The following is a 17,342-nucleotide window of genomic DNA, read 5'->3' as shown; positions in this document are numbered from 1 at the left end:
CCAATGAGAAATAATAAAGAAGGCTTATTTAAAAAGGAGTTGGTAGCAGAAGCTATTAAGCAGTCTTTTATTAAGCTGAATCCAAAATATCAGTTTCGTAACCCGGTAATGTTCACCGTGGAGATCGGCACAATAGTTATGCTGTTTGTGTGTGCGTGGATACTGGCCGGAGAAGCCAACCAGGGATCATTTACCTATAATTTTATCATATTCCTTGTGTTGCTGGCTACCCTGCTATTTGCAAATTTTGCAGAGGCATTGGCTGAAGCCAGGGGCAAGGCGCAGGCTGCATCATTAAGAAAGACAAGAGAAGAAACACCAGCAAAGAAAATAGTACTGATGGGTGAGATCTTTGTTAATGAGGTACAGATCGTAGCCTCTTCCCAACTTATTAAGGGCGACTATTTTGTTTGCGAGACCGGAGACATTATTCCTACTGATGGAGAAATAGTACAGGGCATAGCCACAATAGACGAATCGGCAATAACCGGAGAATCGGCCCCGGTAATACGAGAAGCGGGTGGAGATAAATCATCGGTGACCGGGGGTACGAAAGTACTGTCTGACAAGATCAAAGTGAAAGTAACAACGGAGCCAGGTGAGAGTTTTCTTGATAAAATGATAACATTGGTAGAAGGAGCATCAAGACAAAAGACACCCAACGAGATAGCACTCACAATCTTGCTATCAGGATTTACTATTGTGTTCATTATAGTGTGTGTTACGTTACAACCATTTGCTACATATGCAAAAACACCTATACCCATTTCGGCCTATATAGCTTTGTTTGTTTGCCTGATCCCAACTACAATAGGTGGTCTGCTATCAGCAATTGGGATTTCGGGAATGGACAGGGCTTTGAGAGCCAATGTTATTGCTAAGTCCGGCAAGGCAGTGGAAACAGCCGGCGACCTGGATGTGTTGCTGCTTGATAAAACAGGAACAATAACAATAGGCAACCGCAAGGCAACAAAATTCCATACAGCACAAGGCATAGCTGAAAAAGCCTTTATTAAAAGTGCCGTATTGAGTTCTATGGCCGACGAAACACCTGAAGGTAAATCGATCATTGAACTAGCCAATATCAACCCATTGACATTGCAGGTAAGTAGCCCACGTTTTATCAAATTTACTGCCGAGACCCGCAGCAGCGGGATTGACTATGACGATGTACAAATCCGAAAGGGGGCATACGATTCTATGAAAACAATGGTTGAAAAAGCAGGAAATCCATTCCCAGCATCAACTATAGAGGATGTCAATAACATATCCTCCAATGGCGGTACACCACTGGTAGTAATCGAAAATAACCGTGTGCTGGGGGTAGTAGAATTACAGGACATCATTAAGACAGGCATATTCGAACGGTTTGAGCGCCTAAGAAAAATGGGCGTAAAGACGGTAATGGTGACAGGAGATAATCCGCTAACCGCTAAATATATTGCCGAGAAAGCTGGTGTAGATGACTATATCGCTGAAGCAAAACCTGAAGATAAGATGGCTTATATCCGCAAGGAGCAGGCTACCGGTAAGTTGGTAGCTATGATGGGCGATGGCACCAATGATGCACCCGCTCTTGCGCAGGCCGACGTTGGTGTAGCTATGAATAGTGGCACAGCAGCAGCCAAAGAAGCAGGTAACATGGTAGATCTGGACAATGACCCTACGAAGTTGATAGAGATAGTAGAGATCGGCAAGCAGTTACTAATGACCAGAGGAACGCTAACCACGTTCTCTATTGCCAACGACGTTGCTAAATATTTTGCCATTGTACCGGCATTGTTCATCGCGTCGATACCAGCTTTGCAACGTATCAATATCATGAACCTGCATAGTCCGTCAAGTGCCATTTTATCGGCGATAATTTTCAATGCCATTATTATTCCTATGCTCATACCGCTTGCGCTGAGGGGTGTTGCATACAAGCCAATAGGTGCCAGTGCTTTGCTGAGAAGAAATCTATTGGTATATGGCCTTGGAGGAGTAATAATTCCTTTTATTGGTATCAAAGTGATCGATCTACTGGTTGCACTGTTTATGTAAAAAATTGTTTGATTACCATCAATAAATAAAAATGAAAAAAGAAATAATACCATCCATCTTGCTTTCTTTTATCTGCATCATTCTGCTTTCAGGTATCTATCCGGCAATCGTTTGGGGAATAGCACAAATAACTCCTAATAAGGGAGAAGGGATCGTGATCAAGGAAAAAGGGGGCAGACATTTCTACGAGAATATAGGCCAGAATTTTTCTGATGACAAATACTTCTGGTCGCGTCCATCGGCTGTAAATTACAATGCGGCAGGATCGGGGGGAAGTAATAAGGGACCGGATAACCCCGAGTACTTGTTGCTGGTGCAAGCGAGGATAGACTCTTTTATGACGCATAACCCCGGAGTTAACAGGAAGGATATACCATCAGATATGGTAACAGCAAGTGGTAGCGGCCTAGATCCGCACATAAGTGTAGAAGGTGCAATGGTGCAGGTGAAGAGAATTGCAAAAGTGAGGAGTCTGGACGAAAATAGGGTTTCCGAATTAGTTAGAGCGCATATAGACGCACCTATGTATGGCATGGGCCCCAAAAGGATCAATGTACTAACCCTGAATCTGGCTCTTGATAATATAATCGCGCACTAAAATGATGATACTTAGATCAATAGGGTTCTTTATTCTGGCGGGGGCTTGCGAAATTATTGGTGGCTACCTTGTCTGGAAAGTATTGAAGGACAACCAGCCATTCTACCTAGCGATATTGGGAGCAATATTGCTGGCAGTATATGGCGGGATAGCCACATTACAACCTGCAGGTTTCGGCAGAACATATGCCGCTTATGGCGGAGTATTCATAGTTATGTCATTGTTTTGGGCATGGCTGGCGGAAAAAACAAAACCTGATTTTTATGACATTGCCGGAGCAATAATAGTATTAACCGGTGTGGCCATTATTTTTTATGCCCCAAGAAACTAAATACACACAAATAGAAACGATCATACTTAAAAACAACAAAATGAAAAGAAAACAAATAGCATTTGCGGTGGTAGCTGCCCTAATGCTTACCCAACAAGCAGGCGCCCAAACAGAATCCGAAAAAGACGAAATGCGGGATAAGCCTAAAAAGGAGCGGATCATCAAATCGCAGATCCCGTTTGAAGGACTTGATCAAACCTGGTACAACGGCAATGACAGGAGAGATTCTTCGGTCCTTTCCAATAAATATGTAACCTGGAGTATCATGCTGGATGCCAATGTAAATCATTCTTTTAATGATCCTATTGATCATACCGTAGTAGGGTCTACTGCTATGGCCAGGACTGATGAAATTGAAGTGTCTTGTGCTGCAATAGGCGGTGATTTCGTTTATGGTAATGCAAGAGGAAGAATTATGACACAGTTTGGAACGAGGTCTACAGTTGTGCCCCGCAATGATCTAAGCCCATACCGAGGCCAGTATAACCTCGCAGATGTTTATAGATATATCAGCGAAGCATATGCCGGCTATCATTTTGACGTTATGCATGGCATTAACGTGGATGCAGGTATGTTTATGTCATACATAGGTCTTAATTCTTACTACCAGGTAGAAAACTGGGAATATCAGGCGTCGTTTACATCAGATAATACACCTTGGTTTTTCAATGGTATAAGAGTACAGATATTTCCATCCGAACATTTAAAGATCGAACCGTGGATCATCAATGGATGGCAGAGCTACGGCATGTTCAACCAGTTGCCTGGTGTGGGCGGTAATATAACCTGGATACCCAATTCAAACTTCAAACTGCTTACAAATGATTATTATGGCACTGATGCGCCCGGTTTAGTAGGCAGACATAGATTCCACTCTGACAATAGTGTTTTGTGGAGATATTATAAAAAGCCCAAAACGGCCAGTGGCATCAATCAAATGGCATTGTCTGGCACAGTTGATGTTGGATTTGAAAAAGGTGGTGGTGTAAACGGATTTAAAGATGACATAGGTGGCAAGGGACCTGCTCAGTACTTTGCAAGTGCTATGGTGTACAATCGTATGTGGTTTGGTAAAAGCAAATGGGCATGGTGTATAGGTGGTGGCTATATGAAGAATCCGGGTCGTTACCTGGTGTTGTATCCTACCGGTGATGCCAGTCCGCTGCCCAACCAATACAACCCTACCCAGCTTGCTGGTTCACATCCCTATAGCGCTAATCCGGGTGATCAGTTCAGCGGATGGGATGCATCTACAAACATTAGCTGGATGCCCAACCAGAGTATAGAATTCCGTTTGGAATATGTGCACAGAGAAGCCGACAATCCTTATTGGGCAGGCAAAGGCGGTGTTACCTCACCAAGCGGATATACTACTACACCAGTACCCGCAACAGGTTGGGCTCCGGATCTTGTAAAGTCGGAAGACAGAGTAATTCTAGCATTGCTCTTTAGAATGTAACTATTCAGAAGACAGAGTAATGCACAACTTAGTATGTGTGTGTGAAGTGAAGGTGGCGTAGTCAACGAGGACTCGTCACTTTCACTATTTACTATATAGTGCCTTAGGAGTTGATAATAATTGACAAAATGAAAATATCAGCAAGACTTGTTTTTGTGTTGGTGGCGTGTATTCTCGTTCTATCTGTGTTTGCGTGTGTATACCGATATTTTCACATAAACGACAGACTTATATTGATGGTGGCAATCAACGCAATTACACCATTATTTGCTTTGATTTATTTATTGATGTCCTATACAAAATATAGAAAGAATAAACGAACGATAAACAGGTGTAGCAAAAGTGGTCGATTATGACAAACGAACGAGCATGAATTATAGCCAAAGGAAAATGTTTTTTTAATTTCTATCAATGAAAGGGAAAGCCGCGAGGTCACGCTGACTCCGGTTGGACATAAAAAGGATCAGTTAAGCTTAATTTCAGTCTAAATTTGGTAAAGGCTGATACTACGCGATCTGTCAGCCACCGTCACTTTTTTAAAGTTGAAAGCAGCAACATGATGAATAGCAAAACAGTCGTACCCGAATATCATGCAGTGACACGTTTCACCTGGGGCGGAGTGCTCCTGGCACTAGGAATCGTTTTCGGCGACCTTGGCACCTCTCCGCTTTATACTTTTAAAGCCATAATCGGTGAAAAAGTTATTTCTGAAACACTTGTATTGGGAGGGGTATCAGCGATTTTCTGGACCTTGCTGTTTCAAACAACATTGAAATATGTTTTCATAACCATGCGTGCAGATAACCATGGTGAGGGCGGTATATTTTCATTGTACACACTTATCCGCAGGCATGCTAAATGGGTTTTATGGCCGGCTATAATAGGGGGTAGCTTTATGATAGCCGATAGCCTTATTACTCCACCAATTTCGGTAATGTCTGCAATGGAAGGTCTGAAACAATTAAATCCTGGCATTCCAATACTGCCAATCACTATTTCTATCATTGTGCTTCTTTTCCTCTTTCAACAGTCTGGTACTAAGCGCATTGGTGTATTCTTTGGTCCTGCCATGATCGCGTGGTTTAGCATGATAGCAATTCTTGGCACCGTAAATCTGGCAAAAGATCTTACTGTTTTAAGAGCCATTAATCCTATGTATGCCTATCATCTGGTAGTAAATTACCCTGGAGGATTATGGGTGCTTGGTGGCGTATTTTTATGTACAACGGGCGCCGAAGCACTTTATGCGGACATGGGCCATGTAGGTCGGAAAAATATACAGGTGGCCTGGATATTCATAAAAATATCTTTGTTGCTCTGCTATTTTGGTGAAGCAGTACTTCTATTAAAGCATAATGGCCAAACCTTATCATCGGTAGATGCTTTCTTTGGCCTTGTACCGCAATGGTTCTTAATTCCCAGCATAGTTATTGCAACCTTCGCTACCATTATTGCCAGCCAGGCATTGATAAGCGGAACCTTTACTTTGTTCAACGAGGCAGTGCGCCTAAATATCTGGCCGAAACTCCGCATTGAATTTCCAACAGAAATGCGTGGACAAGTATATGTTCCCGCAGTTAACTGGATGATGATGATAGGTTGTGTAGGTATGGTACTGCATTTCAAAGAATCATCTAATATGGAAGCGGCCTTCGGTTTGTCAGTAACGCTCACAATGCTCATGACTACAATTCTGCTCAGCTACTATTTGTACTCTAAAAGAATATCAATCATTCTTGTTTTTGCATTGGCTATTTTGTTTTTGTGGATCGAAAGTACTTTCCTTGTTGCTAACCTTAGTAAATTTTCTCACGGCGGATGGATCAGTTTGCTCATCGGCCTGGGGCTTATTAGTATCATGTACGTATGGCATGCCGGAAAGAAGCTAAAGAGTAGATACAAAAAGCTAACAAATCTGAGCTCATATAAATCAGCCTTGCGGGAATTAAGTAATGACCAATCAGTACCAAAATATTCCACCCATTTAGTTTACCTGACCGGTTCAGGCAAAGCGGGAAAAATTGAAGAGCGTATCATTGACTCAATTTTATTTCAACAGCCAAAGCGAGCAGATATTTATTGGTTTATACACGTGGATGTAACTGATGAACCATATACTTCAAGCTATTCGGTTGAAATAGTTGAACCGGAAGAGATAATTTTTGTCCGTTTCAAATTGGGATTCCGGATTGTGCCTCGTCTAAATTTACTGTTTAAAAAGGTAGTAAGTGAAATGACAGCAAATAACGAGGTGAATATTGACAGTAAATACTGCGACACTGGCAAGAAATACGTATCAGGAGATTTTCGCTTCATAGTAATGAAAAGTTTCCTTTCGGTTGAGAACGATCTTTCCTTCTGGGATAATATCATTATGAGACTGCACTTTATGTTGGATAAAATAAGCTTACCTGATGACAAGACCTATGGCCTTGACTACAGCAACGTAATAGTTGAACATGTGCCGCTAATGCTAGGCGAATCTGAAGATATACAGTTGACAAGAGAAAAATAAGATAGTTGCGATGAATGATGAAGAATTGAAAGCGAAAAGGGTTAGTCAGTTCCTCGAGCTGAACCAGAAAAGTACGAGGGGACGGCTAAAGATCTACATTGGCATGAGTGCCGGTGTGGGTAAAACATATCGTATGCTGCAGGAAGCCCATAGCCTGCTAAGAAACAATGTCAATATTAAGATCGGGTATGTAGAAACCCACAAACGGAAAGAAACGGAAGCACTGGTAGAAGGATTGCCAATTATACCGCGCAGAGAACTTTTCTATAAAGGTAAAAAGCTGGACGAGCTGGATGTGCAGGCAATTTTATTACTACACCCCGAAACAGTGATTGTTGATGAACTGGCGCACACTAATATACCGGGAAGCAAGAACCAAAAACGCTGGCAGGATGTACTGGACATCCTCGATGCCGGTATTGACGTAATAACCGCTGTGAACATTCAACATATTGAGAGTATTAATGAAGATGTAAAAGAGATCACTGGTATAGAAGTAAAAGAGCGGGTTCCTGATAAGATACTACAACTGGCAGACGAGGTTGTGAATATAGACCTCACGGCTGATGAATTGATAACACGGCTAAAGGAAGGCAAGATATATGATCATTCCAAAATTCAGCAGGCATTGCAGAACTTCTTCCAGCCAGAGCGGATCTTACAGCTTCGTGAATTGGCCTTAAAAGAAGTAGCCGGGCAGGTAGAACGAAAAGTAGATTACCAGCTTGCATCCAGAGCAACATCATTTCGGCATGAACGATTCCTGGCGTGTATCTCTTCTAACCCTGAAATTGCCCAAAGGATAATAAGGAAAACAGCTCGTCTGGCATCTTACTATAACAGCCAGTGGAGCGTACTGTATGTGCAAACTGCCGATGAATCTAATGACAAAATATCTTTGGCTGCACAACGCCATTTAATTAATAACTTTAGAAACGCAACTGAGTTGGGAGCGGAAGTGATACGGAAGAAGAACAATAATGTTGCAGACGCAATATTTGAAACTACGAGAGAAAAGGATATAACTACCATTTGTATTGGCAAACCACACTTAAATTTGTTCCAGGTCATACTTAGAACAGGAATATTCAACCAATTATTGAAGACACTTTCTAAGAACAACATTGACATTATAATATTGTCCTAATGAGTTTATCAGTATCAAAAAAAATAAGGTTAGGAACGCTATTCCTGTTTTCTCTTTTAATTCTAACTGGGGGCGCGGGTATATTTTACACATCAACGCTCAAGGACGAAGCAAAGGCTGTACTAAAGGACAATTATGAGTCGCTGGCCTTTTGCCAGATAATGCAACAGCAATTAGATAGTTTAGAGTTTCATCCGGCACAATCAGTGACCCAATTTGAAACTGCATTAGAAGCTCAGGAAAAGAACATCACAGAGCCTGGGGAAAAGGTGGCAACTGAGAATCTCAGATCGCTCTTCGACCAATTAAAAACCAACTCGATAAGTCTTGCAAATAGCCGGTTACTTGAAAATGAGTTACAAAAAATACTGCATTTGAATATGCTTGCTATTCACAATAAAAATGAGAAGGCGCAGAAGACCGCAGAAGACGCACTGACCTTTATTGTGTCTATTGTAGCAGTAGTATTTATTATCGCCTTCACTTTTTCAATGAATTTTCCGGCAATTGTTACAGATCCTATAAAACACTTGTCAGAGGCTATCAAGGCTATCAGTAATAAGAATTACAAGTATAGAGTGAGGATAGAAAACAAAGATGAGTTTGGTAACCTTGCCGATGCCTTTAATAGTATGGCCGAAAGATTAGAGTATTTTGAGAGCAGTAACCTCAACAAACTAATGTTTGAAAAGAGCCGTGCTGAGGCGGTTATTAATAGCCTTAAGGATGCTAGTATAGGAATAGACAAGAATAATATTGTTCTCTTTGCCAACCATCAGGCACTACAATTACTCGGGTTAAGCACTAGTGAAATTGTTGGCAAAGAAGTTGCAGAAGTTTCCAAATCAAATGATCTGTTCAACTTCCTGATCTCCAGCGAAAGTTCTGCCCCATTTAAGATAGTGGTTGAAAACAGGGAAAACTATTTTATTAAAGAGTTCATAGATGTAGCGCAGGGCGAGGGAAATAGTAAGGTAGTCGTTTTGAGAAACATTACTTCATTCAAGGAACTGGACGTGGCTAAGACCAATTTTATCGCTACCATTTCGCATGAATTAAAGACACCATTAGCGGCATCCGACTTTAGTCTGAAACTATTGGAAGACCAACGGATAGGGTCACTGTCTGAAGAGCAAAAAGAACTTATACAAAATCTAAAACAGGATAATCAGAGGATACTGAAGATCATAAGTGAACTGCTGAATATGTCGCAGGTTGAAACAGGTAAAATTGAGCTCGATGTGCAATTTGTTAACCCTTACCTTATTATCGATCATGCTATAGAAACTGTTGCCACATCTGCCAGAGAAAAGAAAATTGAGATCGGGAAGAGCGCGGAGGAAAACTTACAATTAGTAAGGGCTGATGCCGAAAAAAGCACTTGGGTATTGAATAATTTCCTGACCAATGCCATAAAATATTCCGCTGAGGGTTCCACCATAGTAATATCAGTTAAAACAGTAAATGGCGGTGTGCAATTTTCGGTGAGCGATACCGGGCCTGGTATCGCAAAGGAATATCAATCCAGATTATTTGAACGATACTTCCAGGTACCAGGTTCAAAGGCAAAAGGCACAGGGTTAGGGCTCGGCATTTCTAAAGAGTTTATTTTAGCGCAAAACGGAAAAATATGGGTAGATAGCGAAATAGGAAAAGGTTCAATTTTTTCATTTACGTTGCCGGTAGCATAATCATCTGAAAGTGTAATGTCGCTAATCTATGCAATATATCTGAATAGTACTAACCGCCGCTTTAGTCAAAAGACACAACGTATTGTATTGTTTCGTTTGAGGGTGCTGTAGTTTAGTTGCAGGCAATATTATTGGGAAAAAAAATAAAAAAAATAAATCGCTGTAAGATCGTTACCCCCCCTCACTCACCTTCTGCCGGGCACAATTGGTCATTATTAAAGATACAACAAACAACCTGGGTAATAAGCGCCGGGCAAACTTGCAAAGAGTTTGTGATACGCTATAAATTGTAGACTGGTTCCTTCCTTTTCACACGGCATTTACGGTCTCAGGCTGTCGAAAGGCGAAAAATAAATTGTATCGTCAGGCCATTGCACTAACACCAACAATCTTTAATAAGCGAAAGGCACCAACCAGTGCCTTTCGCTTATTGTCATTTCCAAATTGTTTAGAGCGACTTTAGCCAATGAACCACTTCATCACGTGTCTTACCTAGCTTCTTCTGTATACGTCCCAGCAACTCATCATCTTTACCGTCTTCGTATTCCAGTTCATCATCAGTAAACTCCGCGTGAGCCTGCTTTACTTTGCCCTTCATTTCATTCCATTTACCTTTTAATTCCAGCTTATCCATGTTTTAATATTTTTAAATAGCTAAAGAGCCATAAAAGTTGTGCCACGCACAAGTGCAAATAGGCGCTATGCAGCTGGTAATATCACGGTAAATGTAGATCCGACGCCGGGAGTACTCTCTACCTTTATATCGCCACCGTTAGACCGTACAAACTCGTAACACAGTAGTAACCCAATACCTACTCCCTTTTCACCCTTTGTACCCCACGAAACATTATCTATCGCAGAGGTAAACAACTTTCGCTTCTGATCAGTAGTCATGCCTACCCCGGTATCTGTTACTGAAACATGGATCATATTCCCCACCTTTTCTGATGTTACGGTTACAGACCCGCCAGCATTAGTGAATTTGATGGCATTACTGATGAGATTCCTTATCACCACATCTATTTGCCCGGCGTCTGCTATTGCCGTTGTATGTTCAACAACATCATTCTTTAATGTCATCTGCTTCTTTTCCGCATTGCTTTGTGCTATAACGACATTATCATTGGCGATCTTCCACATATCCACTTGTTCAACTCTTAAACTTTCCGCCCCTTTTATATGGCTTCTCGACCATTTGAGCAGGTTATCAATGAGCATATGAAGCGATCCTAATTGTTTATTCATTGCAGGGCTCAAAGCAAGGAAACTTTCATAAGGCAGATCACCTTCATTCAACATATCCACGGTAGTGATGAACGCATTAAGGGGGGCGCGCAGGTCATGTGAAAGTACGGAGAAGGTCGTGTCCTTAAATAGGTTCAGTTCCTCCAGCTTTTTCGCCTGTAGTTGTATAGCGTCTTTCTGTGCAGATACTAACGCGTTATTCTCTTTCTCCTTTTGCCTGCTACGATAGAGCAAAACTACGATCACTACAAGAAGACAAAGTGCTGACGCCAACCCTGTCATTACTGCGTTTTTCCTGCTATCATTGCTACGCGCAATAACTTTGTCTTTATTAAGTAATTCTATCTGGCTTTGTTTTTTCTGCAGCTGATAGTCAAACTGTAGTTGCTCTATTTCACGCTTGCTTTTTTCGCTTCTCAGGGTATCTCTCAGCCCAACAGATTTTTTATGAAACAGAAGCGCATTCTTATAATCATTGAGTTTTGCATATCCGTCACTTATGGTCTCAGCAGCCTCAGCTGCCTGCTCTTTTATTCCATTTTGCATAAACAGATCATAAGATCGTTGCAGGTATTTGATTCCCTCTGCAGCTTTACCTGTTTCTACCAATATACGCCCCACCCCCAGTTGTCCTGATAAGAAAATGTTTGTTTGCCCGGTCTTTTCGGCACCACTCATACTCTCCTTATACGCCGCGAGTCCCAGATCATATTTTTTTTGCAGCCAGTATATTTCAGCTATATCAACTGTAGCTATATTATGCCAGTACTGATCATGGGCTGAATCAGCCAAAGCAAGGGCTTTATAAAAATAGACAAGGGCACTGTCTTGCTCATTCATCTGCCCAAAAACCCCTCCGATATTGGCATAATTCGATAGTCTGACAGGCGTTTCTTTTATGCCATCCAATGAGGCTACACACCTGCTTATAAATTCCCTCGCCTTATTATAATCATTTAGTAAGGCATAAGTAGCAGCTATCCTGCTGAGCGTAATACCTATATTTTCTTTTTCGTTGATCTTCTCCTGAACCTTCAGTGCTTCAAGAAAATACTTAATAGCCTCCGCATGGTTGCCTTTCTCAGAGTATATTGTACCAATGCTTGAAAGAGCCTTCCCTTTCTGGTCATCATAGGCGTTTGCCATTTTTGTATAGGCTAGTATCTGGTTAAAATATTTTAAAGCCGAATCGTAAGCTACGTTGCGATAATAAACTATGGCGATGATGTTCGCCCCCTTTATCCTGCCAAGGTAGTCTCCGGTCTTTTCATAAATAACATCAGCCTGCCTTACCAGCAACATTGCCTTCTCTGGCTGCGCTTTATAAACACACACATAAGCCATTTGGGTCAGCGCATCGGCCTCCCCTTTCAGAAAGTGTATTTTCTGGGAAAGAACTTTTGCCCTGCTAGTCAGGGCCTCCATCGAATCGAGGCTTTGTCGCTGGTATTCCTTCCCAACACGTAGCATAAGACTTACCTTATTGGTATCATCATGGGCATACTCAGTCAAAGCGCCTTTAAGACTATCCAACTTCTGGGCAGATACATTGGGACTGGTGAGCAGTAAGCACACAGAAAGAATTACAATTAGCCTCCAGGTGGAAGACAGACAATTGAGAGACAACATAGAAAATCGTTTTCAAGGATACGCCACAAGATACAAACGTTATCCATTTTATTTAATTCACACCCCTGTCAAAAGGTAAATCCTTGTGCCCTAATATTATCCCGGAAATTATGCCGATCCCGATGTTTGATCCTAATGCTAAAGTATAAATAGGTCCACTCTACTAACTCGTTTCCGAAAAAGATATCCACATTTTGTTAATGTTCTTTTCCATCTTACAATTCCATAGTAGATTGCATCCGATCTTCCACATTTCCTTTATGCTTATAATCCGGCATCAGGTTGTTCCTTTCTCATAAAAACTTTTTGCTCAACTTAGCAACAACTGGCGGAAAAGTGCAGAAAAACTGCGGAAAACTGCGGAAACTGGCGATTTTTAAAAACAGTTGAAACACCCTACCACAAAGACACAGGCAGGAAACGCACCAAAAAAAAACTGCCGGAAACGCGAAAAAACCACCTTGGCGGAAAACCCTTAAAAAACACCTGACAACCCTTTAAAAATCTAATACAGTACAATAATTCATAGCCCACCAAACCGCTCTCCGCTCTTCCGCTCACCGCACTAATTTCATCGGGCACGATCGGGCATCCCCCAAAAACACAACCACATGAAAAACAACAACTTACGCCAAACCAATGCCCGATTAGAATTCCATTTCCATCGGGCATTCTGATAATTCTTAAATTCTGGCCATTCTGATTCAGACAATAATATAGGGCATTGCCCCTCTCTCTCTCTCGTCCGCCGCTGTTGTGTCTTCTGACCAACAGCCATCCGGCCGGTCCTCTTTGAGATACAGCAGCTTGTCATCCTTCTTTACTTCCATCATGCGAATCAAGGTTCAGACAAACACATCGGGCACGATCGGGCATAACCTGAAATCACAACCAAATGAAAAACAACGCATTACACAGACACAATGCCCGATTAGAATTTCATTTCCATCGGGCGTCACCCCTAACATCGCCCGTTGTCGGTCTCTGACCGACAACGGGCCGGTACTCTTTGAGATACAGTATCCTTCTATCCTTCCATCATGCGAATCAGGGTTCCTACAAACACTTCCATACTCTTTCCCCTTAATTTCATAAATTTGCAGCCATTATATGTCAAGCCAAAAATTCATTCGTTTCATTTTCATACTTGCCGCAGTGGTAATTGGTGCGCTATTAATAGTAGGAGCTACCCAACCACGCAGTATTACAGCCTCCAGATCTATTCTAATAAATGCACCTAAAGATTCGGTGTTTACCCAGATGGTACATTTTAAGAACTGGCCCAACTGGAGTCCGTGGAGCAGGTTAGATACCAGCATGAAGAATGAATTTACCGGCATAGACGGTCAGCCAGGCAGCGTATACCACTGGATGGGCGATGAACGTAAAACAGGCGAAGCAGAGATCACCAATATGAAAGTGAACGGCACGGAAATGCAGTTTTCCTTTAAACTGATAAAACCTGAAGCACCGGGTGCCACGGGTACTTTGAGCGCTGTAGATACCGTTGGCGGCACAAAGGCAACCATAAGCTTTACCAATCATTACGACTACCCATGGAATGCCATTATCATCTTCACCAACCTGGATAAGCTGATGAGCAAAGACCTGGAAAACGCCATGAAGAACCTGAAACAAGTGGCTGAAAAGAAATAAAAGAGAACAAATTCCTCCGTCCTCTTAATTACATACAACATACACACCAATCAATTATTTTTGCAGCATGCAAGCAACACTTAGCGAACAGGAAGTAATACGCCGGGAAAAACTGGTAGAACTCAGAGCTTTGGGAATAGACCCATATCCGGCTCCATCATATAAAATCACGCATACCGCAGTACAAATAAAACAGGGTTATTCTGAGGAAACCAAAGAAGAATATAAAGAGATCTCTTTAGCGGGAAGGATCATGAGCCGCCGCGATATGGGCAAGGCCAACTTTGCTGTGCTGCAGGACGAAACAGGAACTATACAGATATATATAAAGCGCGACGAAATATGCCCGGGTGAAGACAAGAGCATGTTCGATACCGTTTGGAAGAAATTACTGGATCTCGGTGACATTATAGGTATTAAGGGATATGGCTTTATCACCAAAACCGGTGAAACTTCGGTTCACGTAGAGTCGTTTACATTGCTTACCAAGGCGCTCCATCCATTACCATCAGTTAAAGAAAAAGATGGTGAGGTGTTCAATGAAGTAACAGACCTGGAATTCAAATATCGTCAGCGCTATGCTGATCTGATCGTGAATCCTTCTGTTCGCGATACGTTTACGAGGATCACTAAGATGAAGAATGCTATCCGCACCTTCCTTAATGATCGTGGCGGACTGGAAGTAGACACCCCTGTGCTGCAGAGCATACCGGGTGGCGCATTGGCACGTCCATTCATCACTCACCACAATGCACTGGATATTCCATTGTATCTGCGTATTGCTAACGAACTGTACCTGAAAAGGCTGATCGTAGGTGGTTTCCCTTGGGTATATGAGTTCAGCCGCAACTTCCGTAATGAGGGTATGGACCGCACGCACAACCCTGAGTTCACTATTCTGGAGTTTTACGTTGCCTACAAGGATTATCTGTGGATGATGGAGACTACGGAGAAAATGTTGGAAGAAACCGCGATAGCTACGAACGGCGTTTCAACAAGTGTTATAGATGGTGTAGAGATAGACTTTAAAGCACCCTACAAGCGCATAAGCATCTACGATGCCATACATGAGCATACAGGCTTTGACATCAGCCAGATGGATGAAGCCGGCCTTCGCGATGTATGTAAGGCACTGCACATACAAGTAGATGCCACCATGGGTAAGGGTAAGCTGGTAGATGAGATATTCGGCGGCAAGTGCGAGAAGCACTATGTGCAACCAACCTTCATCATAGACTATCCTGTGGAGATGAGCCCGCTGACCAAGAAGCACCGGGAGAAAGAAGGTCTGGTAGAGCGCTTTGAACTGATCATCAACGGTAAAGAAATAGCCAATGCCTATAGCGAGTTGAACGACCCGATAGACCAGCGCGAACGTTTTGAAGAGCAGTTGAAGAACATGGAGCGTGGTGATGATGAAGCAATGTTTATAGACAATGACTTCCTCCGTGCATTGGAGTATGGTATGCCACCAACAGCGGGCATAGGGATAGGCATAGAGCGCCTGGCAATGCTCCTGACTGGTAATGTATCTATACAAGATGTATTGTTCTTCCCGCAGATGAGGCCGGAGAATGTAGCCTGATTCTATAGAAAAATGAGATCGATCATCCTCTCCATATTATTATTAGCAACTATCCCGGTAAGCGCACAAACTTACCGGGATACCATTGTTGCTTACCAGAAGCAGTACACCAAAGAATTGCTGGAGGATGCACGCAGCCCTATTAAAGCTGCAGATGTAAAATTTATGCACTTCTTCCCTGCCGATCGTAGTTATAATGTATGGGCAGATGTTAAGGTAACCGTAGGCAATAAACCATTTCTCATCAATACCCACAGCGGCAAGCAAAAGCCATTTAAAGAATACGGCACCATTACCTTTTCTATCCACGACACCGTTCAAACACTGCACATGTACCAGAGTGTGGACATTGTAAGCGGCCGTCCTACAACCGATGATCTCTTTATACCTTTCACCGATCTCACCAATTACGAAACTACATTTGCAGGCGGTCGTTATATTGAATTATCTATTAAAGACATCGTCAATAACAAGCTGTTGGTAGATTTCAACAAGTGCTACAACCCTTATTGCGCATTTGCTGAGGGCTACTCCTGCCCTATCCCACCCGATGAGAATGCATTGCATATGGCCATTCGAGCAGGAGAGATGATGTTCTCCAAGCATTTGGGCTATTAAAAGCAGAGAAAGTATACATAGCAGCATTTACCGCTATTATTCCGAAACTTTGACGAGATTGCTTACTTTTAAAATGTAACCTCATTTTAACCTCAGCTCCGAATGACTACCCTCTTCAACATATTCCTCATGCTCCACATTGCGGGTGGCAGTCTGGGATTGATCACAGGCACTATAAGCCTTGTAAGGAAGAAGGGTGACAAGCCGCACAGAGCAATTGGAAAATTGTTTAGTTATGGTATGCTTACTGCGGGGAGCTCAGCGTTTGTGCTATCGGTACTGCACCCAAATTATTTCCTTTTTATAGTAGGCGTATTTACCATCTACATGGTAAGTACAGGCTATAGGTATATATACTTAAAGCTTCTGGGTAAAGACCAAAAGCCAGCATTATTAGACTGGACAATAACCACTGCTATGGGATTAACAGGCGCAATTTTCATTGCTTTAGGCATATATAAATTGATTGGTCATGACAATTTCGGCATTGTATTTATTGTCTTTGGAGGTCTCTCGCTTCGGTTTGTAAAAACAGATGTAGATAACTACCGCGGTAAGATCAAGGCAAAAAACTATTGGCTACTTTGCCATTTGCAAAGAATGATAGGGGCGTACATAGCTTCGGCAACTGCTTTCCTGGTAGTGAATTCAAAGTTCGTGCCCTTTCTTCCTCCTGTTGCTATATGGTTAATACCTACAGTTGTACTCGTTCCTTTGATCATCATTTGGTCTAAGAAATACCATGTAAAGTTGCAGGGTAAATAGCTTGCCTAAAAACAAGAAAGACCATCTTCTGATGGCCTTTCCTGTCAATTATATATTCAC

At 42.2% G+C, this 17,342-nt stretch carries 13 protein-coding genes; 11 read left to right on the top strand and 2 right to left on the bottom strand.

Annotated features, from left to right (window positions below; all coding sequences use genetic code 11):
* The first annotated feature begins 3 nt into the window (after positions 1–3).
* From kdpB to CJD36_RS02395, 7 genes are all read left to right on the top strand, one after another.
* Positions 4–2,043 (top strand): potassium-transporting ATPase subunit KdpB, encoded by a 2,040-nt coding sequence (gene kdpB, locus CJD36_RS02425; protein ID WP_105037502.1) that lies wholly within the window; start codon positions 4–6, stop codon positions 2,041–2,043.
* A gap of 31 nt (positions 2,044–2,074) precedes the next feature.
* A complete protein-coding gene (locus tag CJD36_RS02420) occupies positions 2,075–2,641 on the top strand; it encodes a K(+)-transporting ATPase subunit C (protein ID WP_105037501.1) in 567 nt (188 codons plus the stop codon).
* A gap of 1 nt (position 2,642) precedes the next feature.
* Positions 2,643–2,972 carry a YnfA family protein gene (locus CJD36_RS02415; RefSeq protein ID WP_240609281.1) on the top strand — a complete coding sequence of 110 codons (330 nt, stop codon included), beginning with the start codon at positions 2,643–2,645 and terminating at the stop codon, positions 2,970–2,972.
* A gap of 40 nt (positions 2,973–3,012) precedes the next feature.
* On the top strand, positions 3,013–4,431 hold the full coding sequence (locus CJD36_RS02410; RefSeq protein ID WP_240609280.1) for an outer membrane beta-barrel protein: 1,419 nt from the start codon (positions 3,013–3,015) through the stop codon (positions 4,429–4,431).
* A gap of 556 nt (positions 4,432–4,987) precedes the next feature.
* A complete protein-coding gene (locus CJD36_RS02405; RefSeq protein ID WP_317047158.1) occupies positions 4,988–6,946 on the top strand; it encodes a KUP/HAK/KT family potassium transporter in 1,959 nt (652 codons plus the stop codon).
* A 10-nt stretch (positions 6,947–6,956) separates the two neighbouring features.
* Positions 6,957–8,093, top strand: coding sequence for a histidine kinase (locus tag CJD36_RS02400; protein ID WP_105037500.1), 1,137 nt, complete (start codon positions 6,957–6,959; stop codon positions 8,091–8,093).
* Positions 8,093–9,784, top strand: a complete 1,692-nt coding sequence (locus tag CJD36_RS02395) for a sensor histidine kinase (RefSeq protein WP_105037499.1) — start codon at positions 8,093–8,095, stop codon at positions 9,782–9,784. Before CJD36_RS02400 ends, CJD36_RS02395 begins: the two co-directional genes overlap by 1 nt.
* A gap of 448 nt (positions 9,785–10,232) precedes the next feature.
* On the opposite strand, the gene CJD36_RS02390 is transcribed toward CJD36_RS02395, so the two are convergent.
* Together CJD36_RS02390 and CJD36_RS02385 are read right to left on the bottom strand one after the other, a co-directional pair.
* Positions 10,233–10,418 carry a CsbD family protein gene (locus CJD36_RS02390; protein WP_105037498.1) on the bottom strand — a complete coding sequence of 62 codons (186 nt, stop codon included), beginning with the start codon at positions 10,416–10,418 and terminating at the stop codon, positions 10,233–10,235.
* Between the two features lie 65 nt (positions 10,419–10,483).
* The gene (locus CJD36_RS02385; RefSeq protein WP_105037497.1) at positions 10,484–12,658 is read right to left on the bottom strand and encodes a tetratricopeptide repeat-containing sensor histidine kinase; all 2,175 of its coding nucleotides are present in this window, start codon (positions 12,656–12,658) and stop codon (positions 10,484–10,486) included.
* 1,110 nt (positions 12,659–13,768) lie between these two features.
* Between CJD36_RS02385 and CJD36_RS02380 the strand changes: the two genes are divergently transcribed.
* The 4 genes from CJD36_RS02380 (at position 13,769) to CJD36_RS02365 (ending at position 17,282) form a co-directional block, all read left to right on the top strand.
* A complete protein-coding gene (locus CJD36_RS02380; protein WP_105037496.1) occupies positions 13,769–14,314 on the top strand; it encodes an SRPBCC family protein in 546 nt (181 codons plus the stop codon).
* Positions 14,315–14,381: 67 nt separating this feature from the next.
* On the top strand, positions 14,382–15,899 hold the full coding sequence (lysS, locus tag CJD36_RS02375; protein WP_105037495.1) for a lysine--tRNA ligase: 1,518 nt from the start codon (positions 14,382–14,384) through the stop codon (positions 15,897–15,899).
* Positions 15,900–15,911: 12 nt separating this feature from the next.
* Complete coding sequence (locus CJD36_RS02370; RefSeq protein ID WP_105037494.1) at positions 15,912–16,517, top strand: DUF1684 domain-containing protein; 606 nt, start codon at positions 15,912–15,914, stop codon at positions 16,515–16,517.
* 102 nt (positions 16,518–16,619) lie between these two features.
* The gene (locus CJD36_RS02365; protein WP_105037493.1) at positions 16,620–17,282 is read left to right on the top strand and encodes a DUF2306 domain-containing protein; all 663 of its coding nucleotides are present in this window, start codon (positions 16,620–16,622) and stop codon (positions 17,280–17,282) included.
* Positions 17,283–17,342: the final 60 nt, after the last annotated feature.

The sequence above is a fragment of the Flavipsychrobacter stenotrophus genome, from assembly GCF_002954265.1.
Taxonomy (GTDB): domain Bacteria; phylum Bacteroidota; class Bacteroidia; order Chitinophagales; family Chitinophagaceae; genus Flavipsychrobacter; species Flavipsychrobacter stenotrophus.
Note: the sequence above shows the minus strand (reverse complement) of the source record. Positions and strands in the feature narration are given on the sequence as shown.